At 62.3% G+C, this 16,296-nt stretch carries 17 protein-coding genes; 10 read left to right on the forward strand and 7 right to left on the reverse strand.

All coding sequences use genetic code 11. The annotated features are described in order from the left end of the window. Positions 1-6 precede the first annotated feature (6 nt). The 8 genes from RGV59_RS14825 to RGV59_RS14860 are packed head-to-tail and all read left to right on the forward strand — an operon-like array spanning position 7 to position 5,970. Positions 7-762: a heme ABC transporter permease gene (locus RGV59_RS14825; protein ID WP_126585907.1), complete on the forward strand. Its 756-nt coding sequence runs from the start codon at positions 7-9 to the stop codon at positions 760-762. After that, positions 759-935 carry a heme exporter protein CcmD gene (ccmD, locus tag RGV59_RS14830; RefSeq protein WP_017849437.1) on the forward strand — a complete coding sequence of 59 codons (177 nt, stop codon included), beginning with the start codon at positions 759-761 and terminating at the stop codon, positions 933-935. The genes RGV59_RS14825 and ccmD overlap by 4 nt, the downstream gene beginning before the upstream one ends. After that, on the forward strand, positions 932-1,387 hold the full coding sequence (gene ccmE / locus RGV59_RS14835) for a cytochrome c maturation protein CcmE (protein ID WP_017849438.1): 456 nt from the start codon (positions 932-934) through the stop codon (positions 1,385-1,387). The genes ccmD and ccmE overlap by 4 nt, the downstream gene beginning before the upstream one ends. Before the next feature lie 3 nt (positions 1,388-1,390). Next, on the forward strand, positions 1,391-3,379 hold the full coding sequence (locus RGV59_RS14840) for a heme lyase CcmF/NrfE family subunit (RefSeq protein ID WP_322247144.1): 1,989 nt from the start codon (positions 1,391-1,393) through the stop codon (positions 3,377-3,379). Next, positions 3,376-3,912, forward strand: coding sequence for a DsbE family thiol:disulfide interchange protein (locus RGV59_RS14845; protein WP_017849440.1), 537 nt, complete (start codon positions 3,376-3,378; stop codon positions 3,910-3,912). The genes RGV59_RS14840 and RGV59_RS14845 overlap by 4 nt, the downstream gene beginning before the upstream one ends. Beyond that, the gene (locus tag RGV59_RS14850) at positions 3,909-4,382 is read left to right on the forward strand and encodes a cytochrome c-type biogenesis protein (RefSeq protein ID WP_017849441.1); all 474 of its coding nucleotides are present in this window, start codon (positions 3,909-3,911) and stop codon (positions 4,380-4,382) included. The genes RGV59_RS14845 and RGV59_RS14850 overlap by 4 nt, the downstream gene beginning before the upstream one ends. Beyond that, on the forward strand, positions 4,375-5,559 hold the full coding sequence (ccmI, locus tag RGV59_RS14855) for a c-type cytochrome biogenesis protein CcmI (RefSeq protein WP_017849442.1): 1,185 nt from the start codon (positions 4,375-4,377) through the stop codon (positions 5,557-5,559). The genes RGV59_RS14850 and ccmI overlap by 8 nt, the downstream gene beginning before the upstream one ends. Before the next feature lie 15 nt (positions 5,560-5,574). Further along, positions 5,575-5,970 carry a hypothetical protein gene (locus RGV59_RS14860; protein ID WP_126585908.1) on the forward strand — a complete coding sequence of 132 codons (396 nt, stop codon included), beginning with the start codon at positions 5,575-5,577 and terminating at the stop codon, positions 5,968-5,970. A gap of 43 nt (positions 5,971-6,013) precedes the next feature. Here RGV59_RS14860 and RGV59_RS14865 read toward each other — a convergent pair whose 3' ends face one another. Then, a complete protein-coding gene (locus RGV59_RS14865; protein ID WP_046486404.1) occupies positions 6,014-6,289 on the reverse strand; it encodes a DUF6124 family protein in 276 nt (91 codons plus the stop codon). A gap of 495 nt (positions 6,290-6,784) precedes the next feature. Between RGV59_RS14865 and phnN the strand changes: the two genes are divergently transcribed. Further along, positions 6,785-7,348 carry a phosphonate metabolism protein/1,5-bisphosphokinase (PRPP-forming) PhnN gene (gene phnN / locus RGV59_RS14870; protein ID WP_126585909.1) on the forward strand — a complete coding sequence of 188 codons (564 nt, stop codon included), beginning with the start codon at positions 6,785-6,787 and terminating at the stop codon, positions 7,346-7,348. Here phnN and RGV59_RS14875 read toward each other — a convergent pair. Next, entirely contained in the window at positions 7,337-8,218 is an 882-nt protein-coding gene (locus RGV59_RS14875) for a LysR family transcriptional regulator (protein ID WP_322246982.1), read from the reverse strand. The two genes, phnN and RGV59_RS14875, sit on opposite strands and share 12 nt — an antisense overlap. A 461-nt stretch (positions 8,219-8,679) precedes the next feature. Between RGV59_RS14875 and RGV59_RS14880 the strand changes: the two genes are divergently transcribed. Next, positions 8,680-10,254, forward strand: coding sequence for a M10 family metallopeptidase C-terminal domain-containing protein (locus RGV59_RS14880; RefSeq protein WP_322246983.1), 1,575 nt, complete (start codon positions 8,680-8,682; stop codon positions 10,252-10,254). A 30-nt stretch (positions 10,255-10,284) separates the two neighbouring features. Here RGV59_RS14880 and RGV59_RS14885 read toward each other — a convergent pair whose 3' ends face one another. The 5 genes from RGV59_RS14885 to RGV59_RS14905 all read right to left on the reverse strand — a co-directional run bounded on the left by RGV59_RS14885 (position 10,285) and on the right by RGV59_RS14905 (position 16,248). Next, complete coding sequence (locus RGV59_RS14885; RefSeq protein WP_026140344.1) at positions 10,285-11,481, reverse strand: MFS transporter; 1,197 nt, start codon at positions 11,479-11,481, stop codon at positions 10,285-10,287. Positions 11,482-11,803: 322 nt separating this feature from the next. Further along, a complete protein-coding gene (locus RGV59_RS14890; protein ID WP_017849453.1) occupies positions 11,804-12,808 on the reverse strand; it encodes a sulfate ABC transporter substrate-binding protein in 1,005 nt (334 codons plus the stop codon). A 95-nt stretch (positions 12,809-12,903) separates the two neighbouring features. Continuing rightward, positions 12,904-13,728 (reverse strand): ion transporter, encoded by an 825-nt coding sequence (locus RGV59_RS14895; RefSeq protein ID WP_102618948.1) that lies wholly within the window; start codon positions 13,726-13,728, stop codon positions 12,904-12,906. A gap of 140 nt (positions 13,729-13,868) precedes the next feature. Next, positions 13,869-15,227 carry a glycerate kinase type-2 family protein gene (locus RGV59_RS14900; protein ID WP_126585911.1) on the reverse strand — a complete coding sequence of 453 codons (1,359 nt, stop codon included), beginning with the start codon at positions 15,225-15,227 and terminating at the stop codon, positions 13,869-13,871. Between the two features lie 130 nt (positions 15,228-15,357). After that, on the reverse strand, positions 15,358-16,248 hold the full coding sequence (locus RGV59_RS14905; protein ID WP_046486391.1) for a 2-hydroxy-3-oxopropionate reductase: 891 nt from the start codon (positions 16,246-16,248) through the stop codon (positions 15,358-15,360). Between the last annotated feature and the right edge of the window lie 48 nt (positions 16,249-16,296).

Genomic DNA, 16,296 nt, shown 5'->3' on the forward strand with positions numbered 1-16,296 from the left:
ACAGCAATGAACTGGACCTGGTTTCACAAGCTCGGCTCGCCCAAATGGTTTTACAGCATCAGCGGCAAGCTGCTGCCGTGGTTGAGCATCGCCGCCGTAGTGCTGATCGGCCTCGGCCTGGTCTGGGGCCTGGCCTTCGCGCCGCCGGATTACCAGCAGGGCAACAGCTTTCGCATCATCTATATCCACGTGCCTACCGCAATGCTGGCCCAGTCCTGCTACGTGATGCTGGCGGTGTGCGGCATCGTCGGCCTGGTGTGGAAGATGAAACTCGCGGACGTCGCCCTGCAATGCGCCGCGCCCATCGGTGCGTGGATGACCGCCGTGTCGCTGGTCACCGGCGCGATCTGGGGCAAACCCACCTGGGGCTCGTGGTGGGTGTGGGATGCGCGACTAACGTCCATGTTGATCCTGCTGTTTCTGTACTTCGGTCTGATTGCCCTGGGCAACGCGATCAGCAATCGTGACAGCGCCGCCAAGGCCTGTGCGGTGCTGGCGATTGTCGGTGTGATCAACATCCCGATCATCAAATACTCGGTGGAGTGGTGGAACACCCTGCACCAGGGCGCCACCTTCACCCTCACCGAAAAACCGGCGATGCCCGTGGAAATGTGGGCGCCGCTGTTGCTGATGGTGCTGGGGTTCTACTGCTTCTTCGGCGCTGTGCTGCTGATGCGGATGCGCCTTGAAGTGCTCAAGCGTGAAGCCCGCGCCAGTTGGGTCAAGGCCGAAGTGCAGAGCAGCCTGGGAGCGCGTGGATGAGTTTTGCTTCTTTCAGTGATTTTCTCGCCATGGGCCACCATGGCCTGTATGTCTGGACGGCCTATGGCATCTGCCTGGCGGTACTGGCCCTCAACGTTGCCGTGCCGATCCTGGCCCGCAAGCGTTACCTGCAACAAGAGGCGCGTCGTCTGCGCCGGGAGACCGAAAAGTGAATCCGCTGCGTAGAAAGCGTCTGTTGATCATCCTTGCCATTCTGGCCGGCGTCGGTATTGCCGTGGGCCTGGCGATGAGCGCCTTGCGGGAGAACATCAACCTGTTCTACACCCCAACCCAGATCGCCAACGGCGAAGCACCGCTGGACACGCGCATCCGCGCCGGCGGCATGGTGGAGAAGGGCTCGTTGAAACGCTCCGGCGATTCTCTCGACGTCACCTTCGTGGTCACCGACTTCAACAAGGCCGTGACCATTACGTATCGCGGCATCCTCCCGGACCTGTTCCGCGAAGGCCAGGGCATCGTCGCCCTGGGCAAACTGAATGCCGATGGCGTGGTGGTGGCCGATGAAGTACTGGCCAAGCACGATGAGAAATACATGCCGCCGGAAGTCACCAAAGCGTTGAAAGACAGCGGCCAAACCGCTCCAACTCCAGCCAAGGAGGGCTAAGTGATGACGTCCGCACTGTTTATTCCGGAGCTGGGCCATTTGGCGATGATCCTCGCCCTGTGCTTCGCCATCGTCCAGGCCGTGGTGCCGTTGCTCGGCGCGTGGCGCGGCGACCGCCTGTGGATGAGCCTGGCGCAGCCGGCCGCCTGGGGCCAGTTTGCCTTCCTGGTGTTCGCGTTCGGTTGCCTGACCTACGCCTTTATGACCGACGATTTTTCCGTCGCCTATGTGGCCAGCAACTCCAACAGCGCCTTGCCCTGGTATTACAAGTTCAGCGCCGTGTGGGGCGCCCACGAAGGTTCGCTGCTGTTGTGGGCTCTGATCCTCGGCGGTTGGACCTTCGCCGTGTCGATCTTCTCCCGGCAACTGCCGCAAGTCATGCTGGCCAGGGTGCTGGCAGTGATGGGCATGATCAGCGTCGGCTTCCTGCTGTTCCTGATCATGACGTCCAACCCGTTCAGCCGCATCTTGCCGCAGATCCCGGTGGACGGGCGTGACCTCAACCCGCTGCTGCAGGACATCGGCCTGATCGTCCACCCGCCGATGCTCTACATGGGCTACGTGGGTTTCTCCGTGGCCTTCGCCTTCGCCATCGCCGCCTTGCTCGGCGGGCGCCTCGATGCGGCCTGGGCGCGCTGGTCGCGGCCATGGACCATCGTCGCCTGGGCCTTCCTCGGCATCGGTATCACCCTGGGTTCGTGGTGGGCCTATTACGAGCTCGGCTGGGGCGGCTGGTGGTTCTGGGACCCGGTGGAAAACGCGTCCTTCATGCCATGGCTGGTGGGTACGGCGCTGATTCACTCGCTGGCCGTCACGGAAAAACGCGGCGTGTTCAAGAGCTGGACGGTGTTGCTGGCCATCGCGGCGTTTTCCCTCAGCCTGCTCGGCACTTTCCTCGTGCGTTCGGGCGTGCTGACTTCGGTTCACGCGTTTGCGTCCGACCCTGCCCGCGGTGTGTTCATCCTGATGTTCCTGCTGTGTGTGGTCGGCGGTTCCCTGACCCTGTTTGCCCTGCGCGCGCCGGTGGTCAAGAGCCAGGTCGGCTTCAACCTGTGGTCGCGGGAAACCCTGTTGCTGGGCAACAACCTCGTGCTGGTGGTGGCCGCGTCGATGATCCTGCTCGGCACCCTGTACCCGCTGGTGCTGGATGCGCTGACCGGCGCCAAGCTGTCGGTCGGCCCGCCGTATTTCAACGCCTTGTTCATTCCGTTGATGGGCTTGTTGATGGTGGTAATGGCCGTCGGCGTGCTGGTGCGCTGGAAAGACACCCCAGTGAAATGGCTGGTGGGCATGCTGACCCCGGTGCTGCTGGGCAGCGCCGCCTTGGCCGTGATCGCTGGTATCGCTTATGGCGATTTCAACTGGGCGGTCCTCGCCACGTTCATGCTCGCCGCCTGGGTATTGCTGGCCGGCATGCGCGACATCGTCGACAAGACCCGCCACAAAGGCCTGATCAAAGGCCTGCCCACCCTGACCCGCAGCTATTGGGGCATGCAGATTGCGCACATCGGCATCGCCGTGTGTGCCCTCGGCGTGGTGCTCTCCAGCCAGAACAGCGCCGAGCGCGACCTGCGCCTGGCCCCCGGCGAGTCCATGGACCTGGCCGGTTACCACTTCATCTTCGAAGGCGCCAAGCACTTCGAAGGGCCGAACTTCACGTCCGACAAAGGCACCGTGCGCGTAGTCCGCAACGGTAAGGAAGTCGCCGTGCTGCACCCGGAAAAACGCTTGTACACCGTGCAGAGTTCGATGATGACCGAAGCCGGGATCGACGGCGGTTTCACCCGTGACCTTTACGTTGCCCTGGGTGAGCCGCTGGGCGAAGGTGCCTGGGCGGTGCGCGTGCATGTCAAACCGTTCGTGCGCTGGATCTGGTTCGGCGGTTTGCTCACCGGTCTGGGTGGTGTGCTCGCGGCGCTGGACCGGCGCTATCGGGTCAAGGTCAAGAGCCGGGTGCGTGAAGCCCTGGGCCTGCAAGGAGCTGCGGTATGAAGCGTTGGTTGATGGTCGTGCCGCTGGCATTGTTTCTGCTGGTGGCGGTGTTCCTGTATCGCGGGTTGTACCTGGACCCGGCCGAGTTGCCCTCGGCCATGATCGGCAAGCCGTTCCCGGCGTTTTCCCTGCCGACGGTGCAGGGCGACAAGACCCTGACCCAGGCCGATTTGCTGGGCAAGCCGGCGCTGGTCAACGTGTGGGGCACCTGGTGCATTTCCTGCCGCGTAGAACACCCGGTGCTGAACAAACTCGCCGAGAACGGCGTGGTGATCTACGGCATCAACTACAAGGACGACAATGCGGCGGCCTTGAAGTGGCTGGCGGAATTCCACAACCCGTACCAGCTGGATATCCGCGATGAAGACGGCAACCTGGGGTTGAATCTCGGCGTCTACGGCGCCCCGGAAACCTTCTTTATCGATGCCAAGGGCGTGATCCGCGACAAGTATGTCGGCGTCATCGATGAAGTCGTCTGGCGCGAACAACTGGCCGCCAAGTACCAGGCCCTGGTCGACGAGGCCAAGCCATGAAGCGCTGGTTAGCTGCTGCCGTATTGGCCCTGGGCCTGGCGGGCGTGGCCCACGCCGCCATCGACACCTACGAATTCGCCAACGACGCCGAGCGTGAGCGTTTTCGCGAACTGACCAAGGAACTGCGCTGCCCCAAGTGCCAGAACCAGGACATCGCCGACTCCAACGCGCCCATCGCCGCCGACCTGCGCAAAGAGATCTTCCGCATGTTGGGGGAGGGCAAGGACAACCAGCAGATCATCGACTTCATGGTCGACCGCTACGGCGATTTCGTGCGCTACAAACCGGCCCTCACCGGCAAGACCGCACTGCTCTGGTTCGGCCCCGCCGGGCTGCTGCTGGCTGGCATGGTGGTGATGGTGGTGATCGTCCGCCGTCGCCGCGCCGCCCCTACCGATGGTTCCGACGCGCTATCCCCCGACGAGCGCCAACGCCTCGACCAATTGCTGGACACCAAGACTGATGATTGATTTCTGGCTCGCAGCCGGTTTGCTGCTTCTGATTGCCCTGAGTTTCCTGTTGATCCCTGTGTTGCGCGGCCGTCGTGCCCAGCGCGAAGAGGATCGCACCGCGCTGAACGTGGCGCTGTATCAAGAACGCGTGGCCGAACTGCAAACCCAGCAGGACGAAGGCGTGCTCAACGCTACGCAACTCGACACCGGCCGCGCCGAAGCCGCGCGCGAATTGCTGGCCGACACCGAAGGCCTGGAAAAGCCCCGCGAATCGCGCCTGGGCAAGCCGCTGCCGTTGCTCGCAGCGGTTTTGGTGCCCGTGCTGGGCATTGGCTTGTACCTGCACTTCGGTGCCAGCGACAAGGTCGAACTGACCCGCGAATTCTCCCAGCCACCGGTGTCCATGGAAGACATGACCCACCGCCTGGAACGGGCCGCGGCCGCCCAGCCGGATTCGGCAGAAGGCTTGTACTTCCTCGGTCGCGCCTACATGGCCCAGGACCGCTCCGCCGATGCCGCCAAGGTCTTCGAGCGCACCGTGGCCCTGGCCGGGCGCCAGCCGGAGCTGTTGGGCCAGTGGGCCCAGGCCCAGTACTTCGCCGACAACAAGCAGTGGTCGCCCAAGGTCCAGGCCCTGACCGACGAAGCCCTCAAGCTCGACCCGCGAGAAGTCACCAGCCTCGGTCTGCTTGGCATCGCGGCCTTTGAAGGCCAGCGCTACCAGGAGGCGATCGATTACTGGAGCCGCCTGCTGGCGCAACTGCCGCCCGAAGACAACTCCCGCGTCGCCCTGCAAGGCGGGATCGACCGCGCGGCAGAGCGGCTGAAAGCGAGCGGTGGCACCGTCGCCCAAAAAGCCGTGATGAAAGTGCGCGTGGACCTCTCCGCCGACATCAAGGCCAAGGCCCTGCCAAGCGACAGCGTGTTCATCTTCGCTCGCGCTGTCTCCGGCCCGCCGGCGCCGCTGGCGGCCAAGCGTGTGACCGTCGCCGACCTGCCGGTCACCGTCGAACTGGGCGATGCCGACGCAATGATGCCGCAGTTGAAACTGTCCAACTTCCCTGAAGTCCAACTGGTTGCGCGCATATCCCGGGCCGGTCAACCGACCACTGGCGAGTGGATCGGCCGCAGCCAACCCCTGGCCAGCACCACCACTGCGCTGCAGCAGCTGACCATCGACAGTCCGGACAAGTAATTCGAGGAAACGCCTATGACCGCCCTTGCACGCATCACCCTGCTCAGCCTGGTATTGGGCTTGAGCGCTTGTGCGGTCCACCGCCCACCTCCGGCACCCACCGGCCCGACCATTCCCCCATCGGGCCCCTCGACCAAGCCAGCCACCAGGCCCTCCAGCCCGGTCACCGCACCCGCGAAAGCGCCACCGAGCAAGTCGCCGACCTTCGCCCCGCCACCCGGCGCGGCCAGCCACTGGGACGGCAAGATGCAGGTGTATGTGCTGGAAGACCAGCCCGACACCTTCTACCGCCAGCGCACCTACTACCGCTGGAGCAACGGCTGGAACCGCTCCATCAGCCCGGACGGGCCGTGGGAAGAGACCGACGTGCATGGCGTACCGCCAGGGTTGAGCAAGCAGTACGCGCAGTGACAGAAGGCGACCTTTGGGTCGCCTTTTTCATGCCTGCAGCCTGTCAGTCCACTGGACACTCGTGATCCAGCGCCGCATCCACCAATAACTGTGCAATCTCCATCATCTGCACCACCGCCAACACCTGCTTACGGCTTGAGCCATCAAGGTGCTCAGCGCAGTCATACGCACAGGTCGTCGCTGATTCAAGCATCTCGCTGGCATTGCTCAAGGCCGCTTCGGTGCTGAGACCGGAGCGAACGGTGAAGATGATTTCAGAGGGCGTTTGCGGGTTATCAGCCGAGGGGGATGACGGGGGATTTGGCGTGACTTTTTTCATGCAGTAAATCTCCATTCAGTGGAGCTCACCACATCCGCGACCAAGCAGAAGGGTGGCGAGCTGTACGCAGGTTGGTCGACCAGGGAATGGAAACCCGGCAGGGCCGCAGCCCTCCCACGCACAGCTCGCCATAACGCGAACACAATAATGCCGCTTGCGCGGCACTGTGCGCCATTCTCACCCGGGCGACCAAACCCGATCGCTGATGAGCAGCGATTGCGAGAGGCTAATGGTGCGTTCTAACAACTGCAAGCCACAGAAGTTGTAGGAAAAGTCTTGGCTGAATTTATTTGTGCGATGAGTTCTATATCTTGACGGAATAATCCTAAGTATTTAACTGAGTGAAGGTTCGGAATGTTCTACTTTCTGTTTTCTATCTGCTGACGCGCACGCCTGACCGAGTGCGTAGCGCGTCACAATTCGATACTGTGGCCGCCGCCGTGAAACGTAGTCGGTCATGCAACAAATCTGCAGACAAGCGAAGAGGGTGTATTGATGGCGGGCAGGTTGATCTATCTCATCGGGCCATCGGGTTCGGGCAAGGACAGCCTGTTGGACGCTGCACGACCACGTTTGGCCGAACGTGGCTGTCGCATTGTGCGTCGGGTGATTACGCGCTCGGCGGAAGCGGTGGGCGAGGCGGCACAGGGGGTGAGCGCCGAGCAGTTTGTCGCGATGCAAGCCGAAGGCGCGTTTGCGTTGAGTTGGCAGGCCAATGGGTTGTCCTATGGCATACCCAAGGACATCGACGCATGGCTGGCGGCGGGGGAGGATGTGCTGGTCAACGGCTCCCGTGCCCACCTGGCGCAGGCCCGCGAGCGTTACCCGGCGTTGCTGGTGGTGTTGCTGAGTGTCGATCAGGCGGCGCTGCGCCAGCGCTTGCTGGCGCGGGGGCGTGAGTCGGTGGCGGATATCGATGCGCGCCTGGCGCGTAATGCACGGTTTACGGCGCAGTTGCTGGCCGGCATGGGGGCGGGGTTGCTCGTGCTGGATAACTCCGGCCCGCTGGAGCATACGGTCGAGTGTTTGCTGCGCTACCTGGACCCGTCAGCGCGTTGACAACCGTTCCACATACTCCACAAACGCCCGCGCCTTGGCACTCGCCATTCGCCCTGTCGGAAACACGGCCCATAAGTCCCGCGCCGGCAAATGCCAGTCGGTCAACACCGGCTTCACCGCGCCACTGGCCAGTTCCGGCGCGAACATCCAGGCCGATGCCAGGGTCAGGCCCAAGTGGCTCAGCACAGCCGCGCGTACCCCTTCCGCCGCTGTGATGTGCAAGCGGCCATGGACGACGATCGGGTATTCGCGGGCGTCTCGGGTAAATGTCCAGCGCGCGCCCTCGCCCTGGGTGTAGATGACCGCCTGGTGTCGCAGCAGATCGGCTGGCGTGGCGGGTTCGCCGAAGCGTTCGAAGTAGGCCGGGGTGCCCAGGATATGGCAGGGCGACGCCCCGATCTTGCGTGCGGTCAGCCCCGAATCGCTCAGGTTGCCCATGCGCAGGGCGACGTCGATGCCTTCTTCCACCAGGTTGAGGCTGTGGTCGTCGAGTACTACATCGATGTTCAACCCAGGGTACTGCTCCAGGAACGGCCCCAGGTGCGGAAGGATATGCAGGCTGGCGAAGGTCACGGCGGCGCTGATGCGCAAGTTACCCGACAGCCCGGCGCCCGCGCTGCGGGCAGCGTCGTCGGCCTCGTTGGCCTCATCGATGGCGCGCTTGGCTTTTTCGAAATACGCCAGGCCCGCTTCGGTCGGCGTCAGGCCCCTGGTTGAGCGCAGTACCAAGCGCACCGCCAGGCGCGCTTCCAACTGCGCGACGCTCTTCGACACCGCGAGCTGGCCGATGCCCAGGCGTTTGGCGGCGGCGGAGAACGAGCCGGTTTCGACAACGTGGACGAAGGTTTCCATGGCGGTCAGGCGGTCCATCGGGTGTCCCTTGCTTGTGATTGAGCGCATCGCGACGCAGTACGGCGCAAAGCCTACGGGGAATGGCTATGGCTTGTCACCCGCTCCCAGGCGGGGTTTATCGCAGTGAAGAAGCTTAAGTGGATATGTCTTTGTCTGGCGGGAATTGAAGTAAGCCAGTGACGGGTATTTGTTTAGAATTTGTTTTTTTATTGTAAAAGCAACCCGGTATTGGTGAGTCGGTTGTGTGGTTGGATGTTTAAATTGCAAATAAAATCCTGGTTGTCTGACTGCATGTTACGCAGCGTGTGGTTGTTTCAGCTGAAACTAAAATAGTGTTGGTCCGCCATTTTTCACTGTGCGAGATTATCGGCGATAACGATGAGCCTGGTTTAACGCGGCTCGCGGTTATTGATACTTAATCTCCGGATCGATTCGATTCGGTGTTCTTGTGTATTCATTAATAATACGAGTGCCGCACAATGAATGGACCTGATCTGTTTACTGTAACTTCCCGCATGGGTTTTCCGATATCGGACCCCGGCCCGTTTGGTGCCGGGGCCTCGAAGAAACCGTCGTTTACGACGGACCAGGCGGCCAAACAAATCACGCGGGAAAATCATCGTTTCCGTGACCGTAACGGCGATCAGAAGATCGACTTGCACTACACGGTCGACGCGAGTTTCACCGCCCAGCAGAAACAGCGCGTGCACCAGGCAGTGCAAGCCTGGCAGGATGTGGCCAATATCAATTTCCGCGAGCAGTCAAACGGTACGGACGGAGCGCTCAGTATCCACAACAACCCTCGCGGCGACCGGGGGGGTGCCGACTTACCTCATGGTTCCACGAATCGGACAGCGGCCACGATCGGCACCCGGGGCGGGGCGGCTTCGCCTGCGCTGGGCAGTCACTTTTCGGTCACGGCTATTCATGAAATCGGTCACGCTATTGGCCTGCAACATCCGGGACGCTATAACGGCGACGGTGCCAACTACCAAAACGGCGCGGTCTATGCGCAGGACACCAAGGCACGCACCGTGATGAGTTACTGGTCGGAACGCCATCAATCCGGTCATGACTTCAGATCGCTCAATCCGTCTGCCCCGATGATGGACGATATCGCCGCGGCGCAACGCTTGTATGGCGCCAACCACCAGACCCGCAAGACCGACACTGTCTATGGTTTCAACTCCAATACCGAGCGCGAAGTGATGAGCCTTACCAGCGCCAGGGACAAACCGGTGTTCTGTGTGTGGGATGGTGGCGGTGTGGATACGCTGGATTTTTCCGGGTTTTCCCAGGATCAGAAGGTCGATCTGAATGCGGAGTCGTTCTCTGACGTGGGCGGCTTGAAGGGCAATGTGTCCGTCGCCAAGGGATGTGTTATTGAAAACGCGATCGGCGGTGCCGGTCGTGATGCCTTGATCGGCAATGATGCGGCCAACCGCCTCAAGGGCGGTGCCGGCGCCGACACGTTGAGGGGCGGCGGCGGCGCGGATACGTTTGTCTACGATAACGTCAGCGACTCCGCCGCACAGAGCCCAGACCTGATTGAGGACTTCACCAGCGGTACCGATAAGATCGACGTCTCGGGTGCGTTAAAAGCGGCAGGTGTGCGCGCCCTGGTGTTTACCGATCGGTTCAGCGGCCGCGCCGGTGAAGCGGTGCTCAAACACGATGCCAGTACGGGGGGGGCGAGCCTGGCCATTGATTTGAAGGGGACGGGCAACGCGGACATGGTGATCAACAGCAAGGGGCAGATCAAGCCTGGCGATGTACGGTGGGATGGGGCGCAGCCTGACGTTCAGTCTGTGCCGACGCCAGCCCCGACTCCGACTCCGGCTCCAACCCCAACCCCAACCCCAACCCCAACCCCAACCCCAACCCCAACCCCAACCCCAACCCCAACCCCAACCCCAACCCCAACCCCGCTGCCGGGTGAAACCCCAAACGGGCCGTCCGCACTGATCGAAATGCTTGCCAAGACACTCTCAGCGTTCGTGTTACAGCTGCTGCAGATTATCGCCCCATCGTCCAGTGGCAGGCCGCGCTCGTAACCCCACCCACGATCCCGAGGCATCATGCCGTCAGGCAGTGACCGCCGAAGTGTGGCGCGAAGCACTGAGAAAGCGCAGCAGCGCCACCAGCGGGAACGCACTGCCCACCAGCATCACGCCCAGCCAGCCGCCGTGTTCGTAAACGCTGCTGGCAATCGCCGAGCCGAAGGCACCACCGATGAAGATGCTGGTCATGTACAGCGCGTTCAGGCGGCTGCGGCTGTTGGCGTCGAGGGCGTAGATGGCGCGTTGGCCGAGGACCATGTTCATCTGCACGCAGAAGTCGAGGACCACCCCGGTCACCGCCAGGCCGATCACGCTGTACAGCGGGTGTACGAAGGCCGGCAGGAAGCTCAACACCGCAAACACCATGGCCAGCAGTGACGCGCGGTGGGTGTGGCCGGCATCGGCCAGGCGCCCGGCGATGGGCGCGGCGATGGCACCGATGGCACCGACCAGGGCGAAGATCGCGATCTGGGTCTGGCTCAGGCCATGATTGCGCACCAACTCCAGCGGCGCAGCGGTCCAGAACAGGCTGAAGGTGGCAAACATGCAACCTTGATAAAAGGCGCGCTGGCGCAACAGCGGTTGTTCACGCAGCAGGGTGCCGAGGGAACGCAGCAATTGGCCATAGCTGGCGCTGTGGTCGGGCTGGCGCTTGGGAATGGTCATCAGCAAGACCACGCTGATAACGGCCATCAACGCGGCCGCGGCCATGAACATCGCGCGCCAGCCGAAATGGTCGGCGACCACACTGGACACCGGCCGCGCCAGCAGGATGCCCAGCAACAGGCCGCCCATGATGCTGCCGACCACGCGGCCACGGGACTCGGCAGGTGCCAGGTGCGCCGCCAGTGGGATCAGGATCTGCACCGACACCGAACTGAAACCGATCAACAACGACACCAGCAGGAACAGGTTCGGTTGCTCGGTAAACGCCGCGCCCAGCAGGCTGGCGATGGCGATCACGGTGGTGCTGATCATCAGCTTGCGGTTTTCCAGCAAGTCGCCCAGGGGCACCAGGAAGAACAGGCCCAGGGCGTAGCCGATTTGCGTCAGCGATACGATCAGGCTGGCCATGGCGGGCGTCAGGCCGATGTCCGGCGCGATCAGCTCGATGATCGGTTGCGCGTAGTAGATGTTGGCGACGATGGCGCCGCAGCAAAACGCAAACAGCATCACCATCCCGCGGGTCATGGTGCTCGTAGCGTGGGGAGTAGCGTTCATGGTGTTCTCATAAAAGCGAAGGAAGATGGCGAGCGAGAGTAAAGACAAGACACTGCGGCGAGTAGGCTGTTGGCGGTGATAACACTCATGCCGTGAAATGATGACTGAAGCCTTGGCGTTGGCTTCGAGCGCCCATGATACATGCAGACGCACCGGCCGAAACAGGCGACCCGGCGGCCTGACAATCATGCTTGGCATCAAACGAATGTGGGAGCGGGCTTGCCTGCAATGCGGACACCCCGGTGTATCGGACACACCCGGGCGATGCTATCGCAGGCAAGCCAGCCCCCACATTGGCTCGCGTTTCTTCAGTGCGAGCGGCTTACTGCTCGTTGTAGATCTGGTCGAACACCCCGCCATCGTTGAAGTGGGTTTTCTGCACGGTGCGCCAGTCGCCAAAGGTCTTCTCGACCGACAGGAAGTCGACTTTCGGGAAACGATCGGTGTACTTGGCCAGCACTTTCGGATCACGCGGGCGCAGGTAGTTGTTGGCCGCGATTTCCTGGCCTTCCGGCGACCACAGGTACTTCAGGTAGTCTTCGGCGACCGCGCGCGTGCCTTTCTTCTCGACCACTTTGTCCACCACCGTGACCGGCGGCTCGGCTTCGGCGGAGACGCTGGGGTAGACCACTTCGAACTGATCGCGGCCGAATTCGCGGGCGATCATTTCCGCTTCGTTTTCAAAGGTCACCAGCACATCGCCGATCTGGTTGGTCATGAACGTCGTGGTCGCGGCACGGCCACCGGTGTCCAGCACGGGCGCTTGCTTGAACAGCTTGCCGACAAAGGCCTTGGCTTTGTCTTCGTCACCGCCGTTCTTCAGCACGTAGCCCCAGGCCGACAGGTAGGTGTAGCGACCGTTACCCGAGGTCTTCGGGTTGGGCACGACCACTTGCACACCATCCTTGAGCAGGTCCGGCCAGTCTTTCAGGGCTTTCGGGTTGCCCTTGCGCACGATAAACACGGTGGCCGAAGTGAACGGCGCGCTGTTGTTCGGCAGGCGGGTAGCCCAGTTGTCCGGCACCAGTTTGCCGTTGTCGACCAGGGCGTTGATGTCGGTGGCCATGTTCATGGTGATCACATCAGCCGGCAGGCCGTCGATCACCGAGCGCGCTTGTTTGCTGGAGCCGCCGAAGGACATCTGCAAGGTCAGCTTGTCGTTCGGGTGCTCGGCTTCCCAGTGTTTCTGGAAGGCTGCGTTGTAGTCCTTGTAGAAATCGCGCATCACGTCGTAGGACACATTGAGCAGGGTGGTCGGTGCGGCCTGGACGACACCGGCCAATGCAAGGCCGGCGGCCAGGAGAGAGGCGCTAACGAGTTTTTTCACTGCTCATTCCTTGTTGTTCGAGAGTAGAGAGAGGCACTTTGCCAGCGACTATAGCCGGGGCTGTATATTCGCTTAAAGATTAAAAAGATCTTTGCTTATTCCAGCTTGTTAAACAATGCGTTGCCACACCGCGAACAAAACGCCGCGTTCGCGTCGTGGGTGTTTTTCTTGCACACCGGGCAGTCCGTTTGCAACTGTTCACCGCGCATGGCGTTGGCCAGTTCGGCGGTGAAGATCCCGGTGGGCACGGCGATGATCGAATAACCGGTGATCATCACCAGGGACGAAATCACCTGGCCCAGCGGGGTCTTGGGCACGATATCGCCGAAGCCCACGGTGGTCAGGGTCACGATTGCCCAGTAGATGCCCTTGGGGATGCTGGTGAAGCCGTTCCCAGGCCCTTCGATCACATACATCAAGGTGCCGAACACCGTCACCAGGGTGCAGACGCTGAGCAGGAACACCACGATCTTCTGCTTGCTGCCGCGCAACGCCGACATCAGGTAGTTGGCCTGCTTGAGGTACGGCCCGAGCTTGAGCACCCGGAAGATGCGCAGCATGCGGATGATGCGGATGATCAACAGGTACTGGGCATCGCTGTAATACAGCGCGAGGATGCCGGGCACGATGGCGAGCAAATCCACCAGGCCGTAGAAACTGAAGGCATAGCGCAACGGCTTGGGCGAGCAGTACAGGCGCAGGCCATACTCGATGGCGAAGATGACGGTGAAGCCCCACTCGATGTAGGCCAGCACGGCCGCGTAATTGTCGTGGACTTCCTGGATGCTGTCGAGGATCACCACCACCAGGCTGGCGAGAATGATCAGCAGCAGGGTACTGTCAAAACGCCGCCCGGCCGGCGTGTCACTCTGGAAAACCATGACATAGAGACGCTGACGCCAGTCGTTGTTGCTGTCCATAACGTTCGCCCCTATCGAATATCGGGCAAGCCTAGGGGGATTCGAACGGGCTGTCCACGCGGGCTTTCGCTGCAGGACAATCTGGCTTAAGCCGTTGAGCAGCGCTTCGGCCCAGTCGGGGCAGGAGACCCTGACCGGCGCTAGATCAACGTCTGATCGACCCCGGTTGCGCAACCCGCAGTTTCGGCCCTTGCAGGCCCATCGGAATGCTGAAGGGGGCGTTCAACAGGGTGGGTAGCCTCGAGAATCAGAATGGCGCGAAAGTCGTTGACGTTGGTGCGGGTCGGTTCGGTGATGATCAGATCGTCGAGGGCGGCGAAATAGCCGTAGCCATTGTTGTTGTCCAGCTCGTCGCAGGCCGACAGCCCCAGCGCTTCGGCGCGGGCGTAGCTGGTGGGGGTCATGAGCGCGCCGGCGTTGTCTTCCGAACCGTCGATGCCGTCGGTATCGCCGGCCAGGGCATAGACGCCGGGCAGGCCCTTGAGGCTGTCGGTGAGGCTCAGCAGGAATTCGGCGTTGCGCCCGCCACGGCCAGTGCCGCGCACGGTCACGGTGGTTTCCCCGCCGGACAGGATCACGCATGGCGCCGCCAACGGCTGGCCGTGCTGCACGATCTGCCGGGTGATCCCGGCGTGGACCTTGGCCACGTCCCGCGCTTCGCCTTCGAGGTCGCCGAGGATCAGCGGGCTGAACCCGGCCTGGCGGACTTTCACCGCGACCGCTTCCAACGACTGTTGTGGGTGGGCGATCAATTGGAAATGGCTGCGGGCGAGCAGCGGGTCGCCGGGTTTGACGGTTTCCGAGGCCGGGTTCTGCAACCAGCTGCGCACGGACGCCGGCGCGTCGATGCCATAGCGCTTGAGAATGGCCAGGGCCTGTTGCGAAGTGCTTGGGTCGCCGACCGTGGGGCCGGAAGCGATCACCGTGGCCAGGTCGCCCGGCACATCGGAAATCGCGTAGGTATAGACCGTCGCCGGCCATGCCGCCCTGGCCAGTCGGCCGCCCTTGATCGCCGAGAGGTGCTTGCGCACGCAATTCATCTCGCCGATGGTGGCGCCGGATTTGAGCAGGGCTTTGTTGATGGCCTGTTTGTCGGCCAGGCTGATGCCTTCGGCGGGCAGGGCGAGCAATGCCGAGCCACCGCCGGAGAGCAGGAAGATCACCCGGTCGTCTTCGCTCAGTTGGCTGATCAGCGCCAGCACGCGCTGCGCCACTTTGATGCCGGCAGCATCCGGGACCGGGTGGGCGGCTTCGACCACTTCGATTTTCTGGCACGGCGCGCCATGGCCGTAGCGGGTGACCACCAGCCCCGTGACTTCACCGTGCCAGGCGTTTTCCACGACCAGCGCCATGGCAGCCGCGGCTTTGCCGGCGCCGATCACAATCACCCGGCCGCTGCGGTCGGCGGGCAGGTAGGCTTCGAGGACTTGCCGGGGATGGGCGGCGTCAATGGCTGTGGCAAACAGCTCGCGAAGCAGGTGTTGCGGATCGACCGACATAAGCGGGCTCCCGGGGATTTTTTGTTATTAGAGATGCAGCAATTGCGGCTATTGAAATGCGATCAACCTGTGGGAGGGGGCTTGCTCCCTCCCACATTTGACGGCATTTCAAAAAGGGCAGCGGTGTGGGTTATTTGTCGCGAATCGAGAAGTTCGCCATATGCTCCAAGCCCTTGATCAACGCCGAGTGGTCCCAGTTGCCGCCCCCGATCGCGGTGCAGGTGCTGAACACCTGTTGGGTGCCAGCGGTGTTCGGCAGGTTGATCCCCAGCTCCTTGGCTCCGGCCAGCGCGAGGTTGAGGTCCTTCTGGTGCAGGTTGATGCGAAAGCCCGGATCGAAGGTGCCCTTGATCATGCGTTCGCCGTGTACTTCAAGGATCTTCGACGAGGCGAAGCCGCCCATCAGCGCTTCACGCACCTTGGCCGGGTCGGCGCCGTTTTTGGCCGCGAACAGCAGCGCTTCGGCCACCGCCTGGATGTTCAGCGCGACGATAATCTGATTCGCCACTTTGGCTGTCTGGCCGTCGCCGTTGCCGCCGACCAGAGTGATGTTCTTGCCCATGCTCTGGAACAGCGGCAAGGCACGCTCGAAGGTCTGCGGCTCACCGCCGACCATGATGCTCAAGGTGCCGGCCTTGGCTCCGACTTCACCGCCGGACACCGGCGCATCGAGGTACTGCGCGCCGGTCTGGTTGATCCTGGCGGCAAAGGCCTTGGTGGCGGTGGGGGAGATCGAGCTCATGTCGATCACCACTTTGTTCGGCGACAGACCGGCGGCCACGCCATCGGCGCGGAACAGCACGTCATCGACCTGCGGGGTGTCGGGCACCATGACGATGATGAATTCGGCTTCCTGGGCGACGTGCTGCGGGGTGGCCAGCGCGATGGCGCCGGCGGCGATCAACTCGGCTGGCGCCTTGCCGTGATGCTCGGACAGGAACAGTTGGTGACCGGCTTTTTGCAGGTTGGCGGCCATGGGTTGGCCCATGATGCCGGTGCCGATGAATCCGATTTTAGCCATGAAGAAATCCTCTTTTTATTCGATAGAGCGCGGTCTGCCAAACACATG

The sequence above is a fragment of the Pseudomonas sp. FG1 genome, assembly GCF_034313875.1.
Lineage (GTDB): Bacteria > Pseudomonadota > Gammaproteobacteria > Pseudomonadales > Pseudomonadaceae > Aquipseudomonas > Aquipseudomonas veronii.

Bases quoted from the DNA above. Each gene is read 5' to 3' on its own strand.
- RGV59_RS14900 (WP_126585911.1), bottom strand. From the start codon at position 15,227: ATGTCGGTCGATCCGCAACACCTGCTTCGCGAGCTGTTTGCCACAGCC.
- ccmD (WP_017849437.1), top strand. From the start codon at position 759: ATGAGTTTTGCTTCTTTCAGTGATTTTCTCGCCATGGGCCACCATGGC.
- RGV59_RS14845 (WP_017849440.1), top strand. From the start codon at position 3,376: ATGAAGCGTTGGTTGATGGTCGTGCCGCTGGCATTGTTTCTGCTGGTG.
- RGV59_RS14850 (WP_017849441.1), top strand. From the start codon at position 3,909: ATGAAGCGCTGGTTAGCTGCTGCCGTATTGGCCCTGGGCCTGGCGGGC.
- RGV59_RS14905 (WP_046486391.1), bottom strand. From the start codon at position 16,248: ATGGCTAAAATCGGATTCATCGGCACCGGCATCATGGGCCAACCCATG.
- RGV59_RS14860 (WP_126585908.1), top strand. From the start codon at position 5,575: ATGACCGCCCTTGCACGCATCACCCTGCTCAGCCTGGTATTGGGCTTG.
- RGV59_RS14825 (WP_126585907.1), top strand. From the start codon at position 7: ATGAACTGGACCTGGTTTCACAAGCTCGGCTCGCCCAAATGGTTTTAC.
- ccmI (WP_017849442.1), top strand. From the start codon at position 4,375: ATGATTGATTTCTGGCTCGCAGCCGGTTTGCTGCTTCTGATTGCCCTG.
- phnN (WP_126585909.1), top strand. From the start codon at position 6,785: ATGGCGGGCAGGTTGATCTATCTCATCGGGCCATCGGGTTCGGGCAAG.
- RGV59_RS14880 (WP_322246983.1), top strand. From the start codon at position 8,680: ATGAATGGACCTGATCTGTTTACTGTAACTTCCCGCATGGGTTTTCCG.
- RGV59_RS14885 (WP_026140344.1), bottom strand. From the start codon at position 11,481: ATGAACGCTACTCCCCACGCTACGAGCACCATGACCCGCGGGATGGTG.
- RGV59_RS14840 (WP_322247144.1), top strand. From the start codon at position 1,391: ATGACGTCCGCACTGTTTATTCCGGAGCTGGGCCATTTGGCGATGATC.
- RGV59_RS14875 (WP_322246982.1), bottom strand. From the start codon at position 8,218: ATGGACCGCCTGACCGCCATGGAAACCTTCGTCCACGTTGTCGAAACC.
- RGV59_RS14895 (WP_102618948.1), bottom strand. From the start codon at position 13,728: ATGGACAGCAACAACGACTGGCGTCAGCGTCTCTATGTCATGGTTTTC.
- RGV59_RS14865 (WP_046486404.1), bottom strand. From the start codon at position 6,289: ATGAAAAAAGTCACGCCAAATCCCCCGTCATCCCCCTCGGCTGATAAC.